Genomic DNA, 16,711 nt, shown 5'->3' with positions numbered 1-16,711 from the left:
CCTTCTTTCTTTTTCTCCCTCTCCTTCTTCTACTCCCTTTCCTTCAGAACCTCTGCGACATCGATTTTCCCCAAAGAACGGAAGGAGAGCAAAAGAGAGAGCGCAGAGACGGAGGCGCAGAGCCAAAAGCCCTTCAGATAGGAAGTGGGCGGCACATGAAATTTAAGGAGATAGGCATCGGAGGACAGAATTTTCGAGAGAATATCCCGAACGAGGAAGGACAGAGGGAAACCGATAATGATCCCGAGCGAAAAATCGGCCAGTTCCTCCCATAGGATCATGCTCCTAAGCTCCTTTGAGGGAGTGCCGAAGAGGAGAAGCGTTCCGAACTCATTCCTTCTCTCCCGGAGAAGGATATTTCTGATGTTTATGATCAGAACGAAACCCATTGCGACAGAAAGCGAGGAAAAGATCGTCATCATCGAGGACATGCTGTCGATCAGGCTCCGATAGCTTTTCAGCACCCGGGAGGATTCCGTAAAGGATCGGACCGAGCTCGTCTCCGAAAGGATCTTTCTTACTCTCTTCTCCTCCCCTCTCTGCACCTTAAAGAGAAGCTCATTCACTCCGATCTTTTTCGGGAAATATCTCTGCATCTCGTCGATATCAATATAGCAGCCCCCGCCGAAGCTTTCCTCCGCGACATAGACGACCGGGAGAGATACTTTGTTCTTTGCGAGATACGGATTGTAGACCGAAAGCTCATCTCCTGCACGGATACCGAGTTTTCCGGCCGTGATGGAGTTTATGACGAGTCCTCCCCTTCTGAGCCGGATCTCTCTGCCGTAGCAGTCTGCCAGCCGATGCTCACTGGAATCGCGGCGAAAGGCCGTGAGGCTCGAAAGCAGGCTGTGATTTTCGTGCTCCAGGCTTACGGAATATCTCGCCTCGCACTCCAGCTCATAGATCCCCGCGATCTGCCGCATGCTGTTTTCCATATTATTCCTGTCCTTGAAGCCGTCCAGGCTGAGCTTCATATCATAGAGCTCGACCTTCGTAAACTGCATGGTATACATATGCTCTGCGATCACATTAAAGGAGAAGATGACGGAGGACAGGGCAAAGGGGAAGGCCGCCGCAAAGGCCGCGAGGAGATTCCTCCTCTTATTTCTCAGCATGAAGCGAAGACTCATCCTCTGGGCAGGGCTGAGGCGAAGACGGAGGAAATCCGGCAGCTTCTTTCCACTCCTTTGCTCCGGCACTGCAGCTCTCATGGATTCCGCCGGATGGACCTTCAAAATACCGCGGACTCCCGCAAGGACCGCAGCCAGACTTATCATCAGCGCGAGGAAAGCGGCTGCCGCCCTGCTCTCCCAGTAATAATGCAGCTCTCTTTTCGGAAGATTATAGTATAGAGAATAGAGGTAGAGCGCATAGCGCTCCATCGGGACGGAGAGCAGCGAGCCAAGGAAGGAGCCGAAGGCCGAGACAAGAGCTCCGACGAACAGATAGCCTGTCGTGAGCGAAAGATCCGGAAAGCCAAATGCCTTCATGGTCCCGATCAGAGCGCGATCCCTCTCGATGAGCTTTATGAGTACGACATAAAGCATGAAAGCAGATACCAGGAAGAAGATGAGCGGAAGCAGGATAGAGACCGCAAAGAGCTGCGCAAACTGCGAATCCATCTGATGATAGCTGAGCTGATCCTCCCTCGATACGAGGGAGGAAATGCCGTATTCGGAAAGCCTTTCCCGAAGCTGCTCCCTGACATCCTGAAAGGAATACCCCCTTTCCAGCCTGATCCCAAGCTCATTCACAATGCCCGCTTTGCCGAGGCAGTTCTCAAGACTTCTCCTCTCCAGGCAGGCGATATCGTAGATCAACGTATCAGGGATCTGGGCTCCGCCCGGCGGTATGGCATAGATGTATTCCGGCTCCTGGACCGTGCCGCAGATGTAAAAGGTCCTCGGCCTGTCTCCGATGATCAGACGGACCGGATCCCCGTAGTGCAGCCCTCTGTCCTGAAACATCTTATAGCCGATGCATATCCCGTCTCCCTCCGGAAAATTCCCCGCAATGAGACAGCGGTTCAGGGAATCCTCTTCGCCGACGGCCAGCATATGAACGCTGACGATATCGCCTCCCTCCTCCGTCTGAAGACGCAGATCCTCGGAAAGGCGCCCGAAGACCTCCTTCACTCCCTTGATCTCCCGGAGCTTCCCGAGCTCCCTCCCCGGCATGCGCTCAAGCTTCACAAAGACATCGGCAAAATGCTGCTTTTCGTAATAACGGTTCAGCGAGTCCCGGAGATTCCAGCGAATATCTGTTTCCGCGACAAGAATCAGTACACCGAGCGCTATGATGAGCACAGCGCCGATATAGGATGAGAGATCCCCGGCGGCTCCTCTTAGGATGTTCTTCAGATACCCCTTCATTTACCACTCCACCTCTTCCGGCGCGCTCCTTCTTTGATTGACGCCGATATGATCGATCCTGCCGTCCCTCACATAGAAGACTCTGTCCGCCGTCTCCGCAATCTTTTCGTTGTGTGTGATGATCAGCACCGTCTTTTTGTACTCCCGATTGAAGTCCCAGAGAAGCTGAAGAATCTGCGCCCCGGTCCTTATGTCCAGAGCCCCCGTCGGCTCATCACAGAGAAGCAGATCCGGATTTTTGCAAAGTGCCCTGGCGATCGCAACTCTCTGCTGCTGTCCCCCCGAAAGCTTCGATGGGAAGTGATCAGCGCGCTCGGAGAGTCCCACCTGACGCAGCAGATCTCCGGGATCGAGCGGATCCTCCGAGAGCTCCGCCATGATCTCGATATTTTCCAGTGCGGACAGATTCGGCAGCAGGTTATAGAACTGAAAGACGAAGCCGATATGCTCTTTTCGGTAGCGGCTCATCTCGGCCTTTCGGGCAAATTCGAGGGCCTTTCCGCGGTAGAGCACAGTCCCCTCGCTGACGGTCTCAATCCCCCCGATAATGTTCAAAAGGGTGCTCTTCCCGGAGCCGCTCGGCCCGAGAATCACGATGAACTCACCTTCCTCCACCTCAAAGGAAACATTCCTCAAGGCCTGGACTTCTATCTCCCCAACACGAAAAACTTTTGAAATATTTTTCACCTGAAGTAATATGATGGAAACACCTCCCACACGTTAGTTATAACTAACTATCGTCATAATACATGAAAACCCCGGGGGATTGCAAGCAAAAGATCTTAAAAAAAAACTTACTGGTGCTGCATCATCTATTTTCTCTGTACAGTTTCTGTACCGTTTTTTCGATGAGACGTGATTTTTGTGCTATCACAAGCGAGATTTTACGGCAATAAAAATGGCTTAAACGCGTTGATTCTCTTAGGAATCCACGTATTTAAGCCATTTTTCTTTTCACAGGGGATGAGGGATTCGAACCCCCATCGGCGGTTTTGGAGACCGTTGCTCTACCCTTGAACTAATCCCCTCTTTTGCGACAGAACACATTCTATGCTATTTCCTCAGGATTGTCAATGCCTCCCGGATATTTTTCACAGCCATGATCTCCGCGGAATTCCCCGCGAGCTCCCGCGCCTTATCGCTGTGGTAGGCGGGCATGACGATGCGGCGAAAGCCCAGGCGCAGCGCTTCCTGGATCCGCTGCTCCGCCCTGGACACTGCCCGCACCTCTCCGGCAAGTCCCACCTCCCCGAAGATCAGCACATCCTCCGGGACGGAGAGATTCCGGCAGCTGGAGATCAGGGCGAGGATCACCGCGAGATCCAGGGAGGGTTCCTGAATCCGAAGTCCCCCCGTGATATTGACATAGGCATCATAGCGGGACATCTCGATCCCGAGCCTCCGCTCGATCACAGCGAGCAGGAGATTCAGGCGGTTAAAGTCGATGCCGTTCGAGGTCCTGCGCGGCAAGCCGAAGCTCGTGGGGACGGAGAGGCCCTGGATCTCCAGGAGGAGCGGCCTCGTCCCCTCCATGCCGCAGCTCACGACAGAGCCGGAAGCCCCGAGAGGGCGCCCGGAGAGGAGGAGCTCCGAAGGGTTCCTCACCTCCTTGAGTCCCTCTCCGCTCATCTCAAAGACCGCGATCTCTCCGCTTGCGCCAAAGCGGTTCTTCTGTCCGTGGAGAATGCGGAGATTCCCGCTGCTCTCCCCCTCGAAGTAGAGAACCGCATCCACCATGTGCTCCAGAATCTTCGGCCCCGCGACGTTTCCGTCCTTCGTGACATGGCCGACGAGAAAGATCGCGCTCCCGCCCTCCTTCGCCGTTCGAAGAAGCGCCGCCGCGGATTCCCGGACCTGACTGACGGAGCCCGGAGCAGCGGAGACAGCCTCCGTAAACATCGTCTGAATGGAGTCGATCACAACGAGCTCCGGCCTCGTCTCCGCGATCGCCTCCTGAATATTTTCGATATTGGTCTCGCAGAGAAAACGGAGCTCCCCCTCTCCCACCGAGAGCCGCATGGCCCTCATTTTGATCTGCCGAAGACTCTCCTCCCCGCTCACATAGAGGACGGATCTTCCCTCTTTGGCGCTCAGGTTTCTCGACAGCTCGAGGAGCAGCGTAGACTTTCCGATACCGGGATCTCCGCCGAGGAGCAGCAGAGAGCCCACGACGATCCCTCCCCCGAGCACCCGGTCCAGCTCTGTAAATCCGCTCTTTAAGCGCTCCTCCAAGGAGAGCGGGATCTCCCCCAGAAGGAGCGGTCTCGTCCTCTCCCCCCGCGGCAGTGCAGCGGAAAAGGAGGAGCCCTTTCCCTTCTGCACTCGCTTTACGGGCTCCTCCACCATGCTGTTCCACGCGCGGCAGCTGGGGCATTGGCCCAGCCATTTCGAGGTCTCATAGCCGCATTCCTTACAGAAAAACCTAGTGCTCGCCTTCGGCATCGGCCGTTTTCCTCCTGCTGCTCCTCACGCTGTATTTCAGCGTCTGCTTCTTTCGATCCAAGCTGATTCGGACGGAGCAGTCTCTTTGGAGCTTCCCCTCGAGAATCTGCTCCGCGAGCTGATCCTCCACATAGCTCTGTATCGTTCTTCGGAGGGGACGGGCCCCGTATCTTGCGTCAAAGCCCTTTTCAATAAGGTAGTCCTTCGTCCCCTGATCGAAGCTTAAGCGGATATTCAGCTCGGAAAGGGCCCTCTGTCTCACCCCCTTCAGCATGATGCCGAGGATCTCTCCCATATCCTCCCGGCTGATCGGGTGGAAGACGAGGATCTCGTCGATACGGTTCAGAAATTCCGGCCGGAAAAGGCGCTTCACCTCCTCCATGACCTTCTCCTTCATGAGCTCATAGTTTTTCTCGCGGGATCCGTCAGCGGAGGAAAAGCCCAGCCGCTTCGGGTTCACGATGGATTCCGCCCCCGCGTTGCTCGTCATGATGATGATGGTGTTCTTAAAGGAGATCTTCCGCCCCTGCGCATCCGTGATATGCCCGTCGTCCAGGACCTGCAAAAGGATGTTCAGGACATCCGGGTGCGCCTTCTCAATCTCATCGAAAAGGACTACGGAATAGGGTCTTCTCCGCACCTTCTCCGAGAGCTGTCCGCCCTCGTCATAGCCCACATAGCCGGGGGGAGAGCCGATCATCTTTGAGACGCTGTACTTCTCCATGTACTCGGACATATCGACACGGATCAGATCGTTCTCAGAGCCAAACATCAGCTCCGCGAGAGCCTTGGAGAGCTCTGTCTTTCCGACGCCGGTCGGTCCCAGGAACATAAAGGAGCCGATCGGGCGCCGCGGATCCTTAAGACCCACTCTCCCCCGCTTGATCGCCTGCGCGACTGCATGGACGGCCTCACTCTGCCCCACTACTCTTTGATGGAGATTCTGTTCGAGCTTTTTCAGCTTCTCGCTCTCCGCCTCCGCAAGCTTTTCCACCGGGATGCGCGTCCACTGGGAGACCACTCTCGCGATCTCCGCCTCTGTGACATGGAGCGGATGCTCCTCCTGCTCCCTTCTCAGGCTCTCGCTCTCCTTCTCGAGCTTCCGCCTCTTCTCCTCCTGTTTTTTCTTTACCGCGGCGGCTCCTTCCAGGTCTTCCCTGCGGATGCAGTCCTCCTTCTCGAGCTCCAGCTCCTCGATCTGTTCCCTGAGCCTCTTCAGCTTCTCGGGCTCCCCGCTGAAGCTGATGCGGAGCCGGGAGGCAGCCTCATCTATGAGGTCGATCGCCTTGTCCGGGAGGTAGCGCTCATTGATATAGCGGGAGGAAAGCTTCACCGCCGCGCGGAGAGCCCCGTCCTCAATGAGCACATGGTGATGCTCCTCATACTTCGGCGCCACGCCGCGGAGAATTTCATAGCTCTCCTCCTCGGAGGGCTCCTCGATATTCACCGGTTGAAATCTTCTCTCCAGCGCCGCATCCCTCTCAATATGCTTCCGGTACTCATCGAGAGTCGTCGCCCCGATGATCTGGAGCTCCCCTCTGGCCAGGGCCGGTTTCAGAATATTCGCGGCGTCCAGCGCGCCCTCCGCACCGCCCGCGCCGATGATCGTGTGGATCTCATCGATAAAGAGCAGGGATCTTCCGTCGTTTTTCGCCTCTGCTATGACTCTCTTGATCCTCTCCTCGAACTCTCCGCGGTACTTGGAGCCCGCCACCATGGCCGAGATATCGAGGGTCAGAAGGCGCTTTCCCGCGATGGTATCCGGCACCTTCCCGGAGACGATCCTCTCCGCGATTCCCTCCGCCACCGCTGTCTTTCCGACGCCGGGCTCACCGATCAGGCAGGGGTTATTCTTCGTCCTACGGGACAGGATCTGGATGACCCGCATGATCTCCGCCTCTCTCCCGATGACGGGATCGAGACGGTCCTGTCTCGCAAGCGCCGTGAGGTCGCGGGAGTACTGGTCCAGCATCGGGGTGCTGCTCTGCTGCCGCTGATCCCTCTGCCCTCCCTCCTGCTCCGCTCCGCTGAATCTCGGGCCGATCGCATTGAGGATCTGCTGGTACATGTTCTGGACATTGCCGCCCAGAGTCGTGATAATGCGGGACGCGGCGGAGCTCGGCTCCTTCAGAATGGAGATCAGGATATGCTCTGTCCCCACAAGCTTCGAGCGGCTCCGGTTCGCCTCCTGAATCGCGGCGTCCAGAACCCTTCTGGCAGAGGGCGTGTAGCCGGAGCGGTCCGCCACCGTGACATTGCTGTCCGGGGACAGAAAACGGGAGATCATATCCAGAATCTTCTCCTCCTCGATCCCGTTCGCGGCGAGAACCTTCGCGGCGAGCGCCGTGCCCTCCCGGCGGAGCCCAAGAAGGATATGCTCCGTTCCGATATAGTTGTGGTGCAGGCTCTCCGCAGCCTCAATGGAAAGCTGCAGCGCTCTCTGCGCCTGTACGGTGAATTGATTCATTCTCTCTCCTTCGTCCGCCTATAATTCCTCGATATTCAGAGCCTTTCCGCTCCCTGGGTCCTTCTCCCTGGACGGCTTTTTCAAAACTCTGGTCTCGGAGAGATCCAGCTCCTCAACCTCCGGCTCTCCCCGATCTCTGTCCTCCGTCTTTTGAATCATCCGGGTGATTTCCAGATCCTCCTTTTCATTCTTCCCAAGATCTGTCACCACCCTGGTCTCGGAGAGCTCCTCCTTCCTCCCGCCTTCCTTCTTGGAAGGCTCCGAAGCGGATTTTCCAGTTCCTCTTCTCGAGAGCTCTCTCCGGCTCTGCTGCGCCTTTCCCCTCCCGCCCTTCTGCGGCTTCAACAGGATCCAGGCCGCCATCGAGAGGCAGAGCAGCGCGAGTACGCAGCTTAGGATAAACTGCCAGTTATATCTCAGTACCAGGGAATCATGCGTCTTCACAAGCGCCGCGTAGGCCTCCGCGTCCTGCTTTGTCTTCTCCGCGACCGGATCCAGAAAATAGCGCTGTATCGTCTTTTCCGATAGATCATAGCGGTAAAAATTGAGCTCTCCCGCGTCATTCATGCCATAGACGATGCAGTAGGGATGCTCCGTGTCCTCCTTCCAGACCCATCCCCTCACCTGATGCCCGTCGATATCGATCCTGCTCTCTGCAAAGCCATCCGGGATCTTCACATCGGATCCCGGATTCATAATCGTGATGGTCTTCTCCTTTGCGGAGAGCTTCACCCCTTCATTGGTCGTCTTGCTGCCGTCCTCGTCCTTTTGGGATGCTCCTCCCTCCTGTTTTGTCACCTTCAGGTTATAGGCGAGCGTCGTGCTGCCGTCCGAGGAGGAGACATTGACGGTCACATGGTTCTCCCCCATGTTCAGACTGTCGTTTCCGCTGATCTCCACCTTCGCGCTGTCCGCAGAGGGAACGGCATTGACCGTGAGCCGGCTCACATCCGTGCCCACGGTCAGACTGTAATCCGTATTGGTCGAGGAAAAAGCGGGGCTCAGTTCTCCCGGGGAGACGGAGAGTTCCTTCAAGGTCGCATCCTTTTCCGATCCGCTCTCCGCGAGCACCGTCACCGCCGAGCTGCCCAGATGATTGATCTCCACCTGGGAATTGTCCGAGGCCGTGACCTGCTGAGAGACGACGTTGATCGTGGTCTCCCCGCTGCCAAGCGTCCGGAAGCGGAAATTGTATTCCAGTGTTCCGGAGCCCGCTCCGGAGCCCGCTCCGCTCACGTGGATGCTCCCCTCTCCTCCGCTCGCATCCGTTCCGCTCTCAAATTCCAAAAGCGAGGAATCATAGCTCAGCTCCAGTTCCGCGGAGGAAAGGCTGCTGTCCCCGCTCTTTATCTTCATCGTCACATTGACCTCTTCGCCGGCCGTCACCTTGGGATCCGAGAAGGAGATCTGTCCGCTCGCGGCAAGCGAGGAGAAGGCGAGGAGACAGCAGAACAGGAATGTAAGCATTATATACTGCAGTTTCTTCATGGATTGTTCACCCTCACATTACTCAGCTACTTCTATACAGTTTAATTTTTTCCCTTCCTTCCGTCAATAAGAAAAGTCAATAAGAAAAACTGACCCACCGTCTATGCCGATGGGTCATTCTCCGTCCCGAAACGCCGCCGATAGAAGCCGGGTTCTTCATGCCCCGGTGATCCTTCAGGCCGGGTACGCCTTGTTCTCCTTGTCCGCCTGCCTCAGGGCGACTCCGCTTTTCTGCGCCTCCCGGTACTCGAAGAAATCCTTTGCGACCTGCGGGAAGAGCGCATAGGAGAGGACATCCTCCGGCTGCGTAACCCACTGCGCGCATTCCTTCTCAAATTCCGGAAGCTGCGGGGCGATGTGGTCCGCCGGGCGGTCCGTCATCTGTGTCTCCCCGGGCTTTAGGATCTTCTTTACGACCTCCGGGTCCATCGGCTTCACTGTGCGGCCAAACTCCCCGGCCACCAGTTTATGGGATTCCTTCGGCACCATCTTATAGCGCTCCCCGGTCAGGACGTTTAAGACAGCCTGCGTTCCCACGATCTGGGAGGACGGCGTGACGAGCGGCGGCTCTCCGAAATCCTTCCGGACTCTCGGCACCTCCTCCAGCACCTCTGTGAGCCTTTCGTCCTGCCCCGCCTGGTGGAGCTGGGAGATCAGATTCGAAAGCATTCCCCCCGGAACCTGATACTTCAATGTATTGATGTTCACCCCCAGGACCTTCGTGGACATAAGCCCCGACGCGAGGCATTCCTCGCGGTAGGGCTGGAAATAATTCGAGACCTCGATCAGCTTGTCGAGCTTGAGCCCCGTGTCGTACTCCGTCCCCTCCAGCGCCTTCACCATGACCTCAGTGGAGGGCTGGGAGGTCCCCATGGAGAAGGGGGTGGATGCGGTGTCAATGATATTTGCCCCCGCCTCCACGGCCTTCAGGTAGGTCATGGAAGCCATGCCGGAGGTATAGTGCGTATGCATGTCGATCGGGAGCTGCGTCCCCCTCCTTAAGGCCTGAACCAGCTCGAAGGCTGCGCTGGGGAGCAGAAGACCCGCCATATCCTTGATGCAGAGAGAATCCGCCCCCAGGCTCTCGACCTCGCTCGCGAGCTTCTCCCAATACTCCAGGGTATAGGCATCGCCCAGGGTATAGCAGAGCGCGATCTGCGCATGCCCTCCCTCCTTCTTCGTGGCCTTCACTGCGGTCTCGAGATTCCGGATATCATTGAGGCAATCGAAGATCCGGATCACATCGATGCCGTTCGCGATGGACTTCTCGACGAAATACTCGACGACATCGTCCGCGTAATGATTGTAGCCCAGAATATTCTGTCCTCGGAAGAGCATCTGAAGCTTTGTCTTTCGGAAGTGGCGCTTCAGCATCCGAAGCCGCTCCCACGGATCCTCTCTCAGAAAACGGAGGCAGGCATCGAAGGTCGCGCCTCCCCAGCACTCGACGGCATGATAGCCGATCTGATCCATGCTGTCGAGAATCGGCTCCATCTCAGAGCTTGGCATGCGGGTCGCAATCAAGGACTGATGAGCATCCCGAAGGATCGTCTCGGTAATCTTTACTCTGGCCATATTTTCCCCTCTCTCTGCTGTTCTCTCTATCTCTCTTTTTGTGCAGTCCGGCGCATTCCTCCGGCTGTCCCTTCCGTATCCCTTCCTCTAAGAGAGGAAGGGATACCTTTCCCGGGCCGGCTCGCTCTCAGCACTCCTATCCCCGGATACTTCTCACTTTACGCCAAAGACCGCCATGAAGGTTCCCGCCGCGACCGCGGTTCCGATGACTCCCGCCACATTCGGTCCCATCGCGTGCATCAGGAGAAAGTTCGTGGGATCATATTCCGATCCGACCTTCTGCGAGACGCGGGCCGCCATGGGGACGGCAGAGACGCCCGCGGAGCCGATCAAAGGGTTGATCTTCTTCCCGGAGGCGTAGTACATGATCTTTCCGAGCAGGACGCCGGCCGCCGTGCCGAAGGCAAAGGCGATCATGCCGAGCCCGACGATCTTTAAGGTATTCAGGTTCAGGAAGGCCTCCGCAGAGGTCGATGCTCCCACGGAGGTGCCCAGCATGATGACGACGATGTACATCATGGCATTGGAGGCGGTCTCCGTCAGCTGCTTTACGACGCCGGACTCCTTAAAGAGGTTCCCGAGCATCAGCATACCGACGAGGGGCGCTGTGGTCGGAAGAAGGAGACAGACGATGACAGTGACGACGATCGGAAAGAGAATTCTCTCCAGCTTTGAAACCGGGCGGAGCTGCGACATCTTGCATTTTCGCTCCTCATCCGTCGTCAAAAGTCTCATGATCGGCGGCTGGATGATCGGGACCAGGGACATATAGCTGTAGGCCGCGACGGCGATCGGGCCCAGCAGAGCGGTCTGCCCCAGCTTATTGCAAAGAAAGATGGAGGTCGGTCCGTCCGCCCCTCCGATGATCGAAATCGCGGCCGCGGCAGCCCCGTTGAAGCCCATGAGGATCGCGATGAAGTAGGCTCCGTAAATTCCAAACTGCGCGGCAGCCCCCATCAGGAAGCTGATGGGGTTTGCGATCAGGGGTGAAAAATCCGTCTGCGCTCCGACGCCGAGGAAGATCAGAGACGGAAGAATCGTCCACTCGTCGAGATGGAAGAAGTACCAGAGCAGTCCCCCGGTCCCGTTCATGGACTGATCCGGATTCAGCATAATATCCGGATAGATGTTCACAAGCAGCATTCCGAAGGCGATCGGCACCATGAGGAGCGGCTCGAAGCCCTTTGCAATCCCCAGATAGAGGAAGAAAAAGGCGATGCACATCATGAGGTAATTGCCCCAGCTCAGGTTGAAGAAGGCGGTCTGCTGCAATAGATTACTAAAGGTCTCCGCTATATTCATATTTTATAACCCTCCCGCTCAGAAAGCTCCGCTGCCTCCCCTCCTCAGTTCATGCTCGCGAGGACGGCACCGGACTCCACGGAGTCACCGGAGGAGACATTGAGGCTTGCGATCACGCCGTCCTTCGGAGCGACGATGTCATTTTCCATCTTCATGGCCTCGAGCACCAGAATGGTGTCCCCGGACTTGACCGCATCGCCGACCTGCTTTTTCACAGCGAGGACCTTCCCGGGCATCGGGGCCGTCACCTTGACCGCTCCTTCCTCCCCGCCGGTCTTCTTCGGGGAGCCGCTCCTTGAGGGAGCGGCGGAGGGGGCGGGAGAAAGCGGAGGAAGGGAAGCGGACTGCGCCGCCCCGCCCTCTTCCACTGTCACATCATAGGAAACACCGTTTACGGTAATGGTATATTTCTTCATGGGAATCCTTCCTTATTCTTTATGCTTTTATGCTGCCTTTATTCTCTATGCTGTTCTGTGAGCGTTTTTTTCTGTACTTCTCCGCTTTATGCCTCTGCCCGGCGAAGCTTCACCCCTATGCAGAAGCTGCCGCTTCCTCTCTATCTTCTTCGGATCGAGCGGACCCGGAGCCCGTTGTGAAGGCTCTCTCCGCTCTCTCCCTCTCCTCTCTCCTCCTCATAGGCTGCGATCGCCGCGGCGATGACCGCCTGCAGCAGCTCATCGTCTTCCTCCGCTCCGCTCTCCTTCTGCGGGATGACCGGCTCCGGCGGAGCCTTTACGGCGCTCCTCGCAAGAGGCGGGGCATCGATCGCCCTTCTCTTCTCCCTTCTCTCCCTCACATTTTGCTCCGCCAGATTGACATAGCGGAAGAGACTTATGACCCAGGCGATGAAAATCAGAACGGCAAAGACGGTTCCCATTCCGACGAGCAGATTCCCGGCGGCGTCTGTGAGCTTTTCCGCCATCGTATAATCCGGGAGAAAGCTCATCTCCGTGAGCTTCGTCATCTTCTCGTCTACGCCCAGAGTGAAAAGAAGCTTCCTCTTCTCAAAGACCGCATTGACCAAAATCGTCCAGTTTCCATCCGCATCCTGGCTGGCCTCCGAGCTCTCCACAGACTGAAATTCTCCCAGGCGCTCCCTGCTGTTTTGGAAGTTGACAAGCCCGTTATAGCTCACGGCATCCTTATTCTTCTCCGCCTCCCGGATCCTCTCCGAGAGGCTGCTCTCATCACTTCGCGCGATATCCTCCAGGAAGCTCGGCGCAAAGCTTTCCAGATACTGCTTTTCCTGGGCGATGAGTCTCTGCTGATCCTCGCTGATCTGTCCGCTCTCCTTTTTTCTTCCGCAGGCCGAAAGGAGGACGGAAAAAAGGAGAAGGAGAAAGAGCAGTGTTTTCGTTATCCGCTTTTTCATGGCACCTCCCTACACGGTCCCGTGCTTCTTGTCCGGAGAAGAGACCGTCTTGGTATAGAGCATATCAAGAGCGGCGATCACCCTCTGCCTCGTCTCCTCCGGCAGGATAATATCGTCGAGATAGCCCCTCTCTGCCGCCGCCTGAGCGGAATTCTGCGTCTTCCCAAGCTCCGTTGCCTGCCTCTGTATGCTCTCTCTGTCACTGTCCGGAAAGAGGAGCTCCGCGCTCTTCTCCTCATTGAGGATCCCGATCCGCGCGTCGGGATAGGCGTAGACAATATCCGCGCCGAGCGCCTTGCTCCCGAGACCGAGGCCCGCGGTTCCGATCGCATTGCGGATCACTGTCACAAGGGGAACGGAGGCATTGGCATAGGCATAGGCAAGCCTTGCGGCAGCTTTTGCCATATGCTTCTCCGTGCAGCCATCGTTCCGGTAGCCCTCCGTATTGACGATCGTGAGCACCGGAATCTCATAGGCATCGCAGAAGCGGATGAGCCCGGCGGCCTGCTCCGCCCCCTTCCAGCTGAGGGACTTCTCCTCTGTCATGACCGCGCCGACCGTCTGCCCGTTCAGTCGGAGGAAGCCCGTCACGAGATCCGGTGCATAGCCCCTCTTCGTCCGGAAGAAGACGCCGTCGTCAGAGAGAAGCCTTAAGGCATCCGGGGCGCTCAGATTCTCGATCCCCGAGACAGAGCGGTTCAGATCATCCTCCGTGCCCTCCGGCTCCGCATAATCCTCATTGTTCGAGGGGAGCAGGGAAAAGAGCTCTCGCAGCTTCCCGAGGATCTCCTCCTCGCTCCCGCTGAAATCCACAAGCCCGTTTTCCTCCTGTGCCTCTGCCATCGCGATCCGATCATCCTTGTTCCCAAGGACAGCGTCCGGGGCGTTCACAAAAAGGCGGCCCTTCTCCTTCTCCATGAAGACGAAGTCCGAGAGAGCCGTAAGCACCGCCATGCCGCCGCCGGAGCTTCCGAATACCGCGCTGAGCTGAGGGATGACACCGGAGGCAGCTGTCTTTTTTCGATAGATTCTTCCCATGCCAAAGAGAGAATCCGAGGCCTCCTGCAGGCGGAGCCCGGAGCAGTCGATCAATTCGATGAGCGGCGCTCCCATCTTCATCGCCATATCGTAGAGTGTCGCGATCTTCTTTCCGTGCATCTCTCCGACGGAGCCCCCCAGCACGGCGCTGTCCTGCGAATAGACATAGACCAGTCTCCCGCTGATGGTGCCGTAGCCTGTGATAACGCCGTCGGAGGGAAGCTTCTTCTCCGCCAGGTTGAAGTCGGTGGATCTGGCCCGGACCAAAGCTCCGATCTCGACGAAGCTGGACTCATCGAGCAATGAGCGTATTCTGCCCATTGCGGATGATGTAGACTGATTATCCATTTTTCATCCTCCATTTCTCTATCAGGCAGGGAAGGAATCCCCGATTTTTCGGTCCTATTGTAAACGAAAAGGCCTCCTAATTCAAGCGGACTTGACAGAGGTCGTTAAAAATTTCACTAGTTCTCATCGCCCTGTCTTCCTCTCTCAGATGCTCCTCCGAAGCCCCTTTGGATAAATATTTTTTATGCGCCCGCCCCGGTATCTTCCAAGGCCCAGAGCGGCCCCCTCGAAGCAAAGAAGCATAAGCCCCCGATCCTTTTGGGAGAAGACGAGCTTCCTCTGCTTTTCCCCCTCCCGAAAGGAAAAGGAGGAGAGAAAGGAAGGGGGCTCCTTCATAGGATCCGGTCCACCCTGCTCCCCCTTGCTCCGGATCTCGGAGGGCTCCGCCCGAAGCTCCAGTCCCAGGAGATAGTCTCTGACCCTCGGATCCCCCCTTCGAAGATTCAAATAGGGAAGAGGGAGATTCTCTCCGTGGGAGAGGGCGTGCGCATATCGGAGCTCTCCCCCCTCCTCCTCTGCCGCAAGGAGACCGAGCCGGAGAACGCGAAGCCCCCGAAGCTCCGGCATGCTGTCCGGGACGAGATAGATCCTTCCGCCCGCCCTTAAGAGCCTCCGGCCCGTTTTCCCGGGCAGAAGCCCGTCCTCCCCCTCTCTCCGGAAAATCGCGATATAATGCCCCTCCCCCGGTCCCCGCTGCGGATAAGTCCGCCTTTCAAAGCTCAGGCGGAGGAAGGGATATTCCGAGAGCAGAAAATCTCGCTGCCCTTCGTTCTCCCCTCTCTCAAAGGTGCAGGTCGAATAGCACAAAAGCCCTCCCGGGGAGAGCATGGAGACCGCGTTTCGGAGGATCTCTCTCTGCCGGAAAATACAGTGCTCCACATTTTCCGGACTCCACTCTGAAATCGCGTTCTCGTCCTTCCGGAACATCCCCTCTCCGGAGCAGGGCGCGTCCACGAGGATTCGGCTGAAGTACTCCGGAAAATGCCGGGAGAGCCGGTCGCTGTCCTCGTTTAAGACGGCGGCATTCTCTATCCCGAGCCGTTCTATATTGGAGGAAAGTATCCGGGCCCTCTCCGGCACATATTCATTGCTGATCAGGATGCCTCCCTCTAAGAGAGAGAGACGATCCGCGGCCTGTCCCGACTTCCCGCCGGGACTTGCGCAAAGATCCAAAACGCGGTCAAAGGGACGCACTGAGAGGGCGGGAAGTGCCTGCATCGCCGATGGCTCCTGGAGATAGTAGAGCCCCGCCTCATGATAGGGATGGAGGCCAGGGCGTATGGACCTTTCTAAAAGCCTCCGCTCATCCAGGATGAATTCCCGGAAATACTCCTCTCCTTCGAAAAACGCTGCATCACTCCCCGCCAGCGCCCGGAGTCCCCAGTCTGAAAGAAGGGTCTCGTAAACGGAGCGGGCGTCCTCCCCATAGAGGGAGAAAAGTCTGTGAAGACTCAGTCGAAGTCCCCGGACAGGGGGATTCTCATAGCTTTTCAAAAAGCTCTCATACTCTTCCCTCTCTCCGAAAAGCCGCTCCATCCGCCTTCGAAATTCCGCCGGCAAAGCCCGCATGCTCTCCTCCCCTCTCTGCTCTTCCTCGATCGCTGAGACCGGCTTTAAAAAGGCGGCATCGTGCCGCTTCTCTTTACGCCGCTTTCTTCTCCTTAAGGCGAAGAAGAGACGGCTGCCCTCCCGGGCTCTTGTCCCGGAACAGGTACCCGTCCCCGAAAAGACATATTTTCTTTAAAGGATAAAAACGCCGCTGATGATTCCCTTAAAGCTCAACCCGGTAATCCGCGCTTCCCACTCCGTCCACAACGAAATAGGCGGCGTTTTGATCCGCGACGATGTAGATCTCCACCCTCTTTGCGCCCGGCTTCACCTCCGCCGCCGCCTTCAGTGCGCGCTTTCTGACATCCTCTTCGTCGATCTTTCGTCCGAAAAACTCAAAGCAGAGCTTCACCTTCGGGGCGCTCTTCTCCGCCTTTTCCGCACTCTTTTCCTTCTCTGCCTTCGCCGCCGTCTTCCCGGCCGTGCTCTTCTTCGCCCCGCTCTTCTTTTCCGGGGTCTTTTCGGATGACTTTTTCTCCGCCTTTTCCGGCAGCTTCTCCGCCTTTTCCCCGGAGAGCTCTCTCGCGGCCTTCTTGATCTCCGCGAAGGACTCTCTTAAAGCCTCATCCTTTTCTCTGCCGCTCTTCTTATTCATAGCTCCCTCCTTCTGTAGTCGCTCTGCTGCCTGTTTTGAAAAAGCCTCGCATCAGGATAAGTCCCTGCATCAAAGTTCCGGAGCAGGACAAAGCTCTCCCG

The 16,711-nt window shown here is 57.0% G+C and carries 12 protein-coding genes and 1 tRNA gene; all 13 read right to left on the bottom strand.

Annotation, left to right across the window (positions count from 1 at the left end):
• Positions 1-29 precede the first annotated feature (29 nt).
• The 13 genes from HMPREF1986_RS08070 to HMPREF1986_RS08010 all read right to left on the bottom strand — a co-directional run bounded on the left by HMPREF1986_RS08070 (position 30) and on the right by HMPREF1986_RS08010 (position 16,610).
• A complete protein-coding gene (locus HMPREF1986_RS08070) occupies positions 30-2,375 on the bottom strand; it encodes an ABC transporter permease (RefSeq protein ID WP_021774337.1) in 2,346 nt (781 codons plus the stop codon).
• Positions 2,376-3,062 (bottom strand): ABC transporter ATP-binding protein, encoded by a 687-nt coding sequence (locus HMPREF1986_RS08065; protein ID WP_305808217.1) that lies wholly within the window; start codon positions 3,060-3,062, stop codon positions 2,376-2,378.
• Positions 3,063-3,332: 270 nt separating this feature from the next.
• A tRNA-Trp gene (locus HMPREF1986_RS08060) sits at positions 3,333-3,403 on the bottom strand.
• A 25-nt stretch (positions 3,404-3,428) separates the two neighbouring features.
• A complete protein-coding gene (gene radA / locus HMPREF1986_RS08055) occupies positions 3,429-4,817 on the bottom strand; it encodes a DNA repair protein RadA (protein WP_021774334.1) in 1,389 nt (462 codons plus the stop codon).
• Complete coding sequence (locus HMPREF1986_RS08050) at positions 4,798-7,284, bottom strand: ATP-dependent Clp protease ATP-binding subunit (RefSeq protein ID WP_021774333.1); 2,487 nt, start codon at positions 7,282-7,284, stop codon at positions 4,798-4,800. Before HMPREF1986_RS08050 ends, radA begins: the two co-directional genes overlap by 20 nt.
• 18 nt (positions 7,285-7,302) lie before the next feature.
• Positions 7,303-8,751, bottom strand: a complete 1,449-nt coding sequence (locus tag HMPREF1986_RS08045; RefSeq protein ID WP_051273902.1) for a cadherin-like beta sandwich domain-containing protein — start codon at positions 8,749-8,751, stop codon at positions 7,303-7,305.
• Positions 8,752-8,946: 195 nt separating this feature from the next.
• Positions 8,947-10,347 (bottom strand): oxaloacetate decarboxylase subunit alpha, encoded by a 1,401-nt coding sequence (locus HMPREF1986_RS08040; RefSeq protein ID WP_021774331.1) that lies wholly within the window; start codon positions 10,345-10,347, stop codon positions 8,947-8,949.
• 153 nt (positions 10,348-10,500) lie between these two features.
• Positions 10,501-11,649, bottom strand: a complete 1,149-nt coding sequence (locus HMPREF1986_RS08035) for a sodium ion-translocating decarboxylase subunit beta (protein WP_021774330.1) — start codon at positions 11,647-11,649, stop codon at positions 10,501-10,503.
• Between the two features lie 44 nt (positions 11,650-11,693).
• A complete protein-coding gene (locus HMPREF1986_RS08030) occupies positions 11,694-12,065 on the bottom strand; it encodes a biotin/lipoyl-containing protein (RefSeq protein ID WP_021774329.1) in 372 nt (123 codons plus the stop codon).
• 140 nt (positions 12,066-12,205) lie between these two features.
• Positions 12,206-13,021, bottom strand: a complete 816-nt coding sequence (locus tag HMPREF1986_RS08025; protein WP_021774328.1) for an OadG family transporter subunit — start codon at positions 13,019-13,021, stop codon at positions 12,206-12,208.
• 9 nt (positions 13,022-13,030) lie between these two features.
• Complete coding sequence (locus tag HMPREF1986_RS08020) at positions 13,031-14,407, bottom strand: carboxyl transferase domain-containing protein (RefSeq protein ID WP_036599833.1); 1,377 nt, start codon at positions 14,405-14,407, stop codon at positions 13,031-13,033.
• A gap of 144 nt (positions 14,408-14,551) precedes the next feature.
• Positions 14,552-15,976: an RsmF rRNA methyltransferase first C-terminal domain-containing protein gene (locus tag HMPREF1986_RS08015; RefSeq protein WP_036599831.1), complete on the bottom strand. Its 1,425-nt coding sequence runs from the start codon at positions 15,974-15,976 to the stop codon at positions 14,552-14,554.
• 202 nt (positions 15,977-16,178) lie between these two features.
• Positions 16,179-16,610, bottom strand: coding sequence for a DUF6465 family protein (locus HMPREF1986_RS08010; protein ID WP_021774325.1), 432 nt, complete (start codon positions 16,608-16,610; stop codon positions 16,179-16,181).
• Positions 16,611-16,711 lie beyond the last annotated feature (101 nt).

The sequence above is a fragment of the Oribacterium sp. oral taxon 078 str. F0263 genome (assembly GCF_000469565.1).
Classification (GTDB): Bacteria; Bacillota; Clostridia; order Lachnospirales; family Lachnospiraceae; genus Oribacterium.
The sequence above is the reverse complement of the archived record's forward strand: the minus strand, read 5'-3'. Positions and strand labels throughout refer to the sequence as shown.

Bases quoted from the DNA above. Each gene is read 5' to 3' on its own strand.
- HMPREF1986_RS08030 (WP_021774329.1), bottom strand. From the start codon at position 12,065: ATGAAGAAATATACCATTACCGTAAACGGTGTTTCCTATGATGTGACA.
- HMPREF1986_RS08070 (WP_021774337.1), bottom strand. From the start codon at position 2,375: ATGAAGGGGTATCTGAAGAACATCCTAAGAGGAGCCGCCGGGGATCTC.
- HMPREF1986_RS08050 (WP_021774333.1), bottom strand. From the start codon at position 7,284: ATGAATCAATTCACCGTACAGGCGCAGAGAGCGCTGCAGCTTTCCATT.
- HMPREF1986_RS08020 (WP_036599833.1), bottom strand. From the start codon at position 14,407: ATGGATAATCAGTCTACATCATCCGCAATGGGCAGAATACGCTCATTG.
- HMPREF1986_RS08035 (WP_021774330.1), bottom strand. From the start codon at position 11,649: ATGAATATAGCGGAGACCTTTAGTAATCTATTGCAGCAGACCGCCTTC.
- HMPREF1986_RS08040 (WP_021774331.1), bottom strand. From the start codon at position 10,347: ATGGCCAGAGTAAAGATTACCGAGACGATCCTTCGGGATGCTCATCAG.
- radA (WP_021774334.1), bottom strand. From the start codon at position 4,817: ATGCCGAAGGCGAGCACTAGGTTTTTCTGTAAGGAATGCGGCTATGAG.
- HMPREF1986_RS08025 (WP_021774328.1), bottom strand. From the start codon at position 13,021: ATGAAAAAGCGGATAACGAAAACACTGCTCTTTCTCCTTCTCCTTTTT.
- HMPREF1986_RS08045 (WP_051273902.1), bottom strand. From the start codon at position 8,751: ATGCTTACATTCCTGTTCTGCTGTCTCCTCGCCTTCTCCTCGCTTGCC.
- HMPREF1986_RS08015 (WP_036599831.1), bottom strand. From the start codon at position 15,976: ATGCGGGCTTTGCCGGCGGAATTTCGAAGGCGGATGGAGCGGCTTTTC.
- HMPREF1986_RS08010 (WP_021774325.1), bottom strand. From the start codon at position 16,610: ATGAATAAGAAGAGCGGCAGAGAAAAGGATGAGGCTTTAAGAGAGTCC.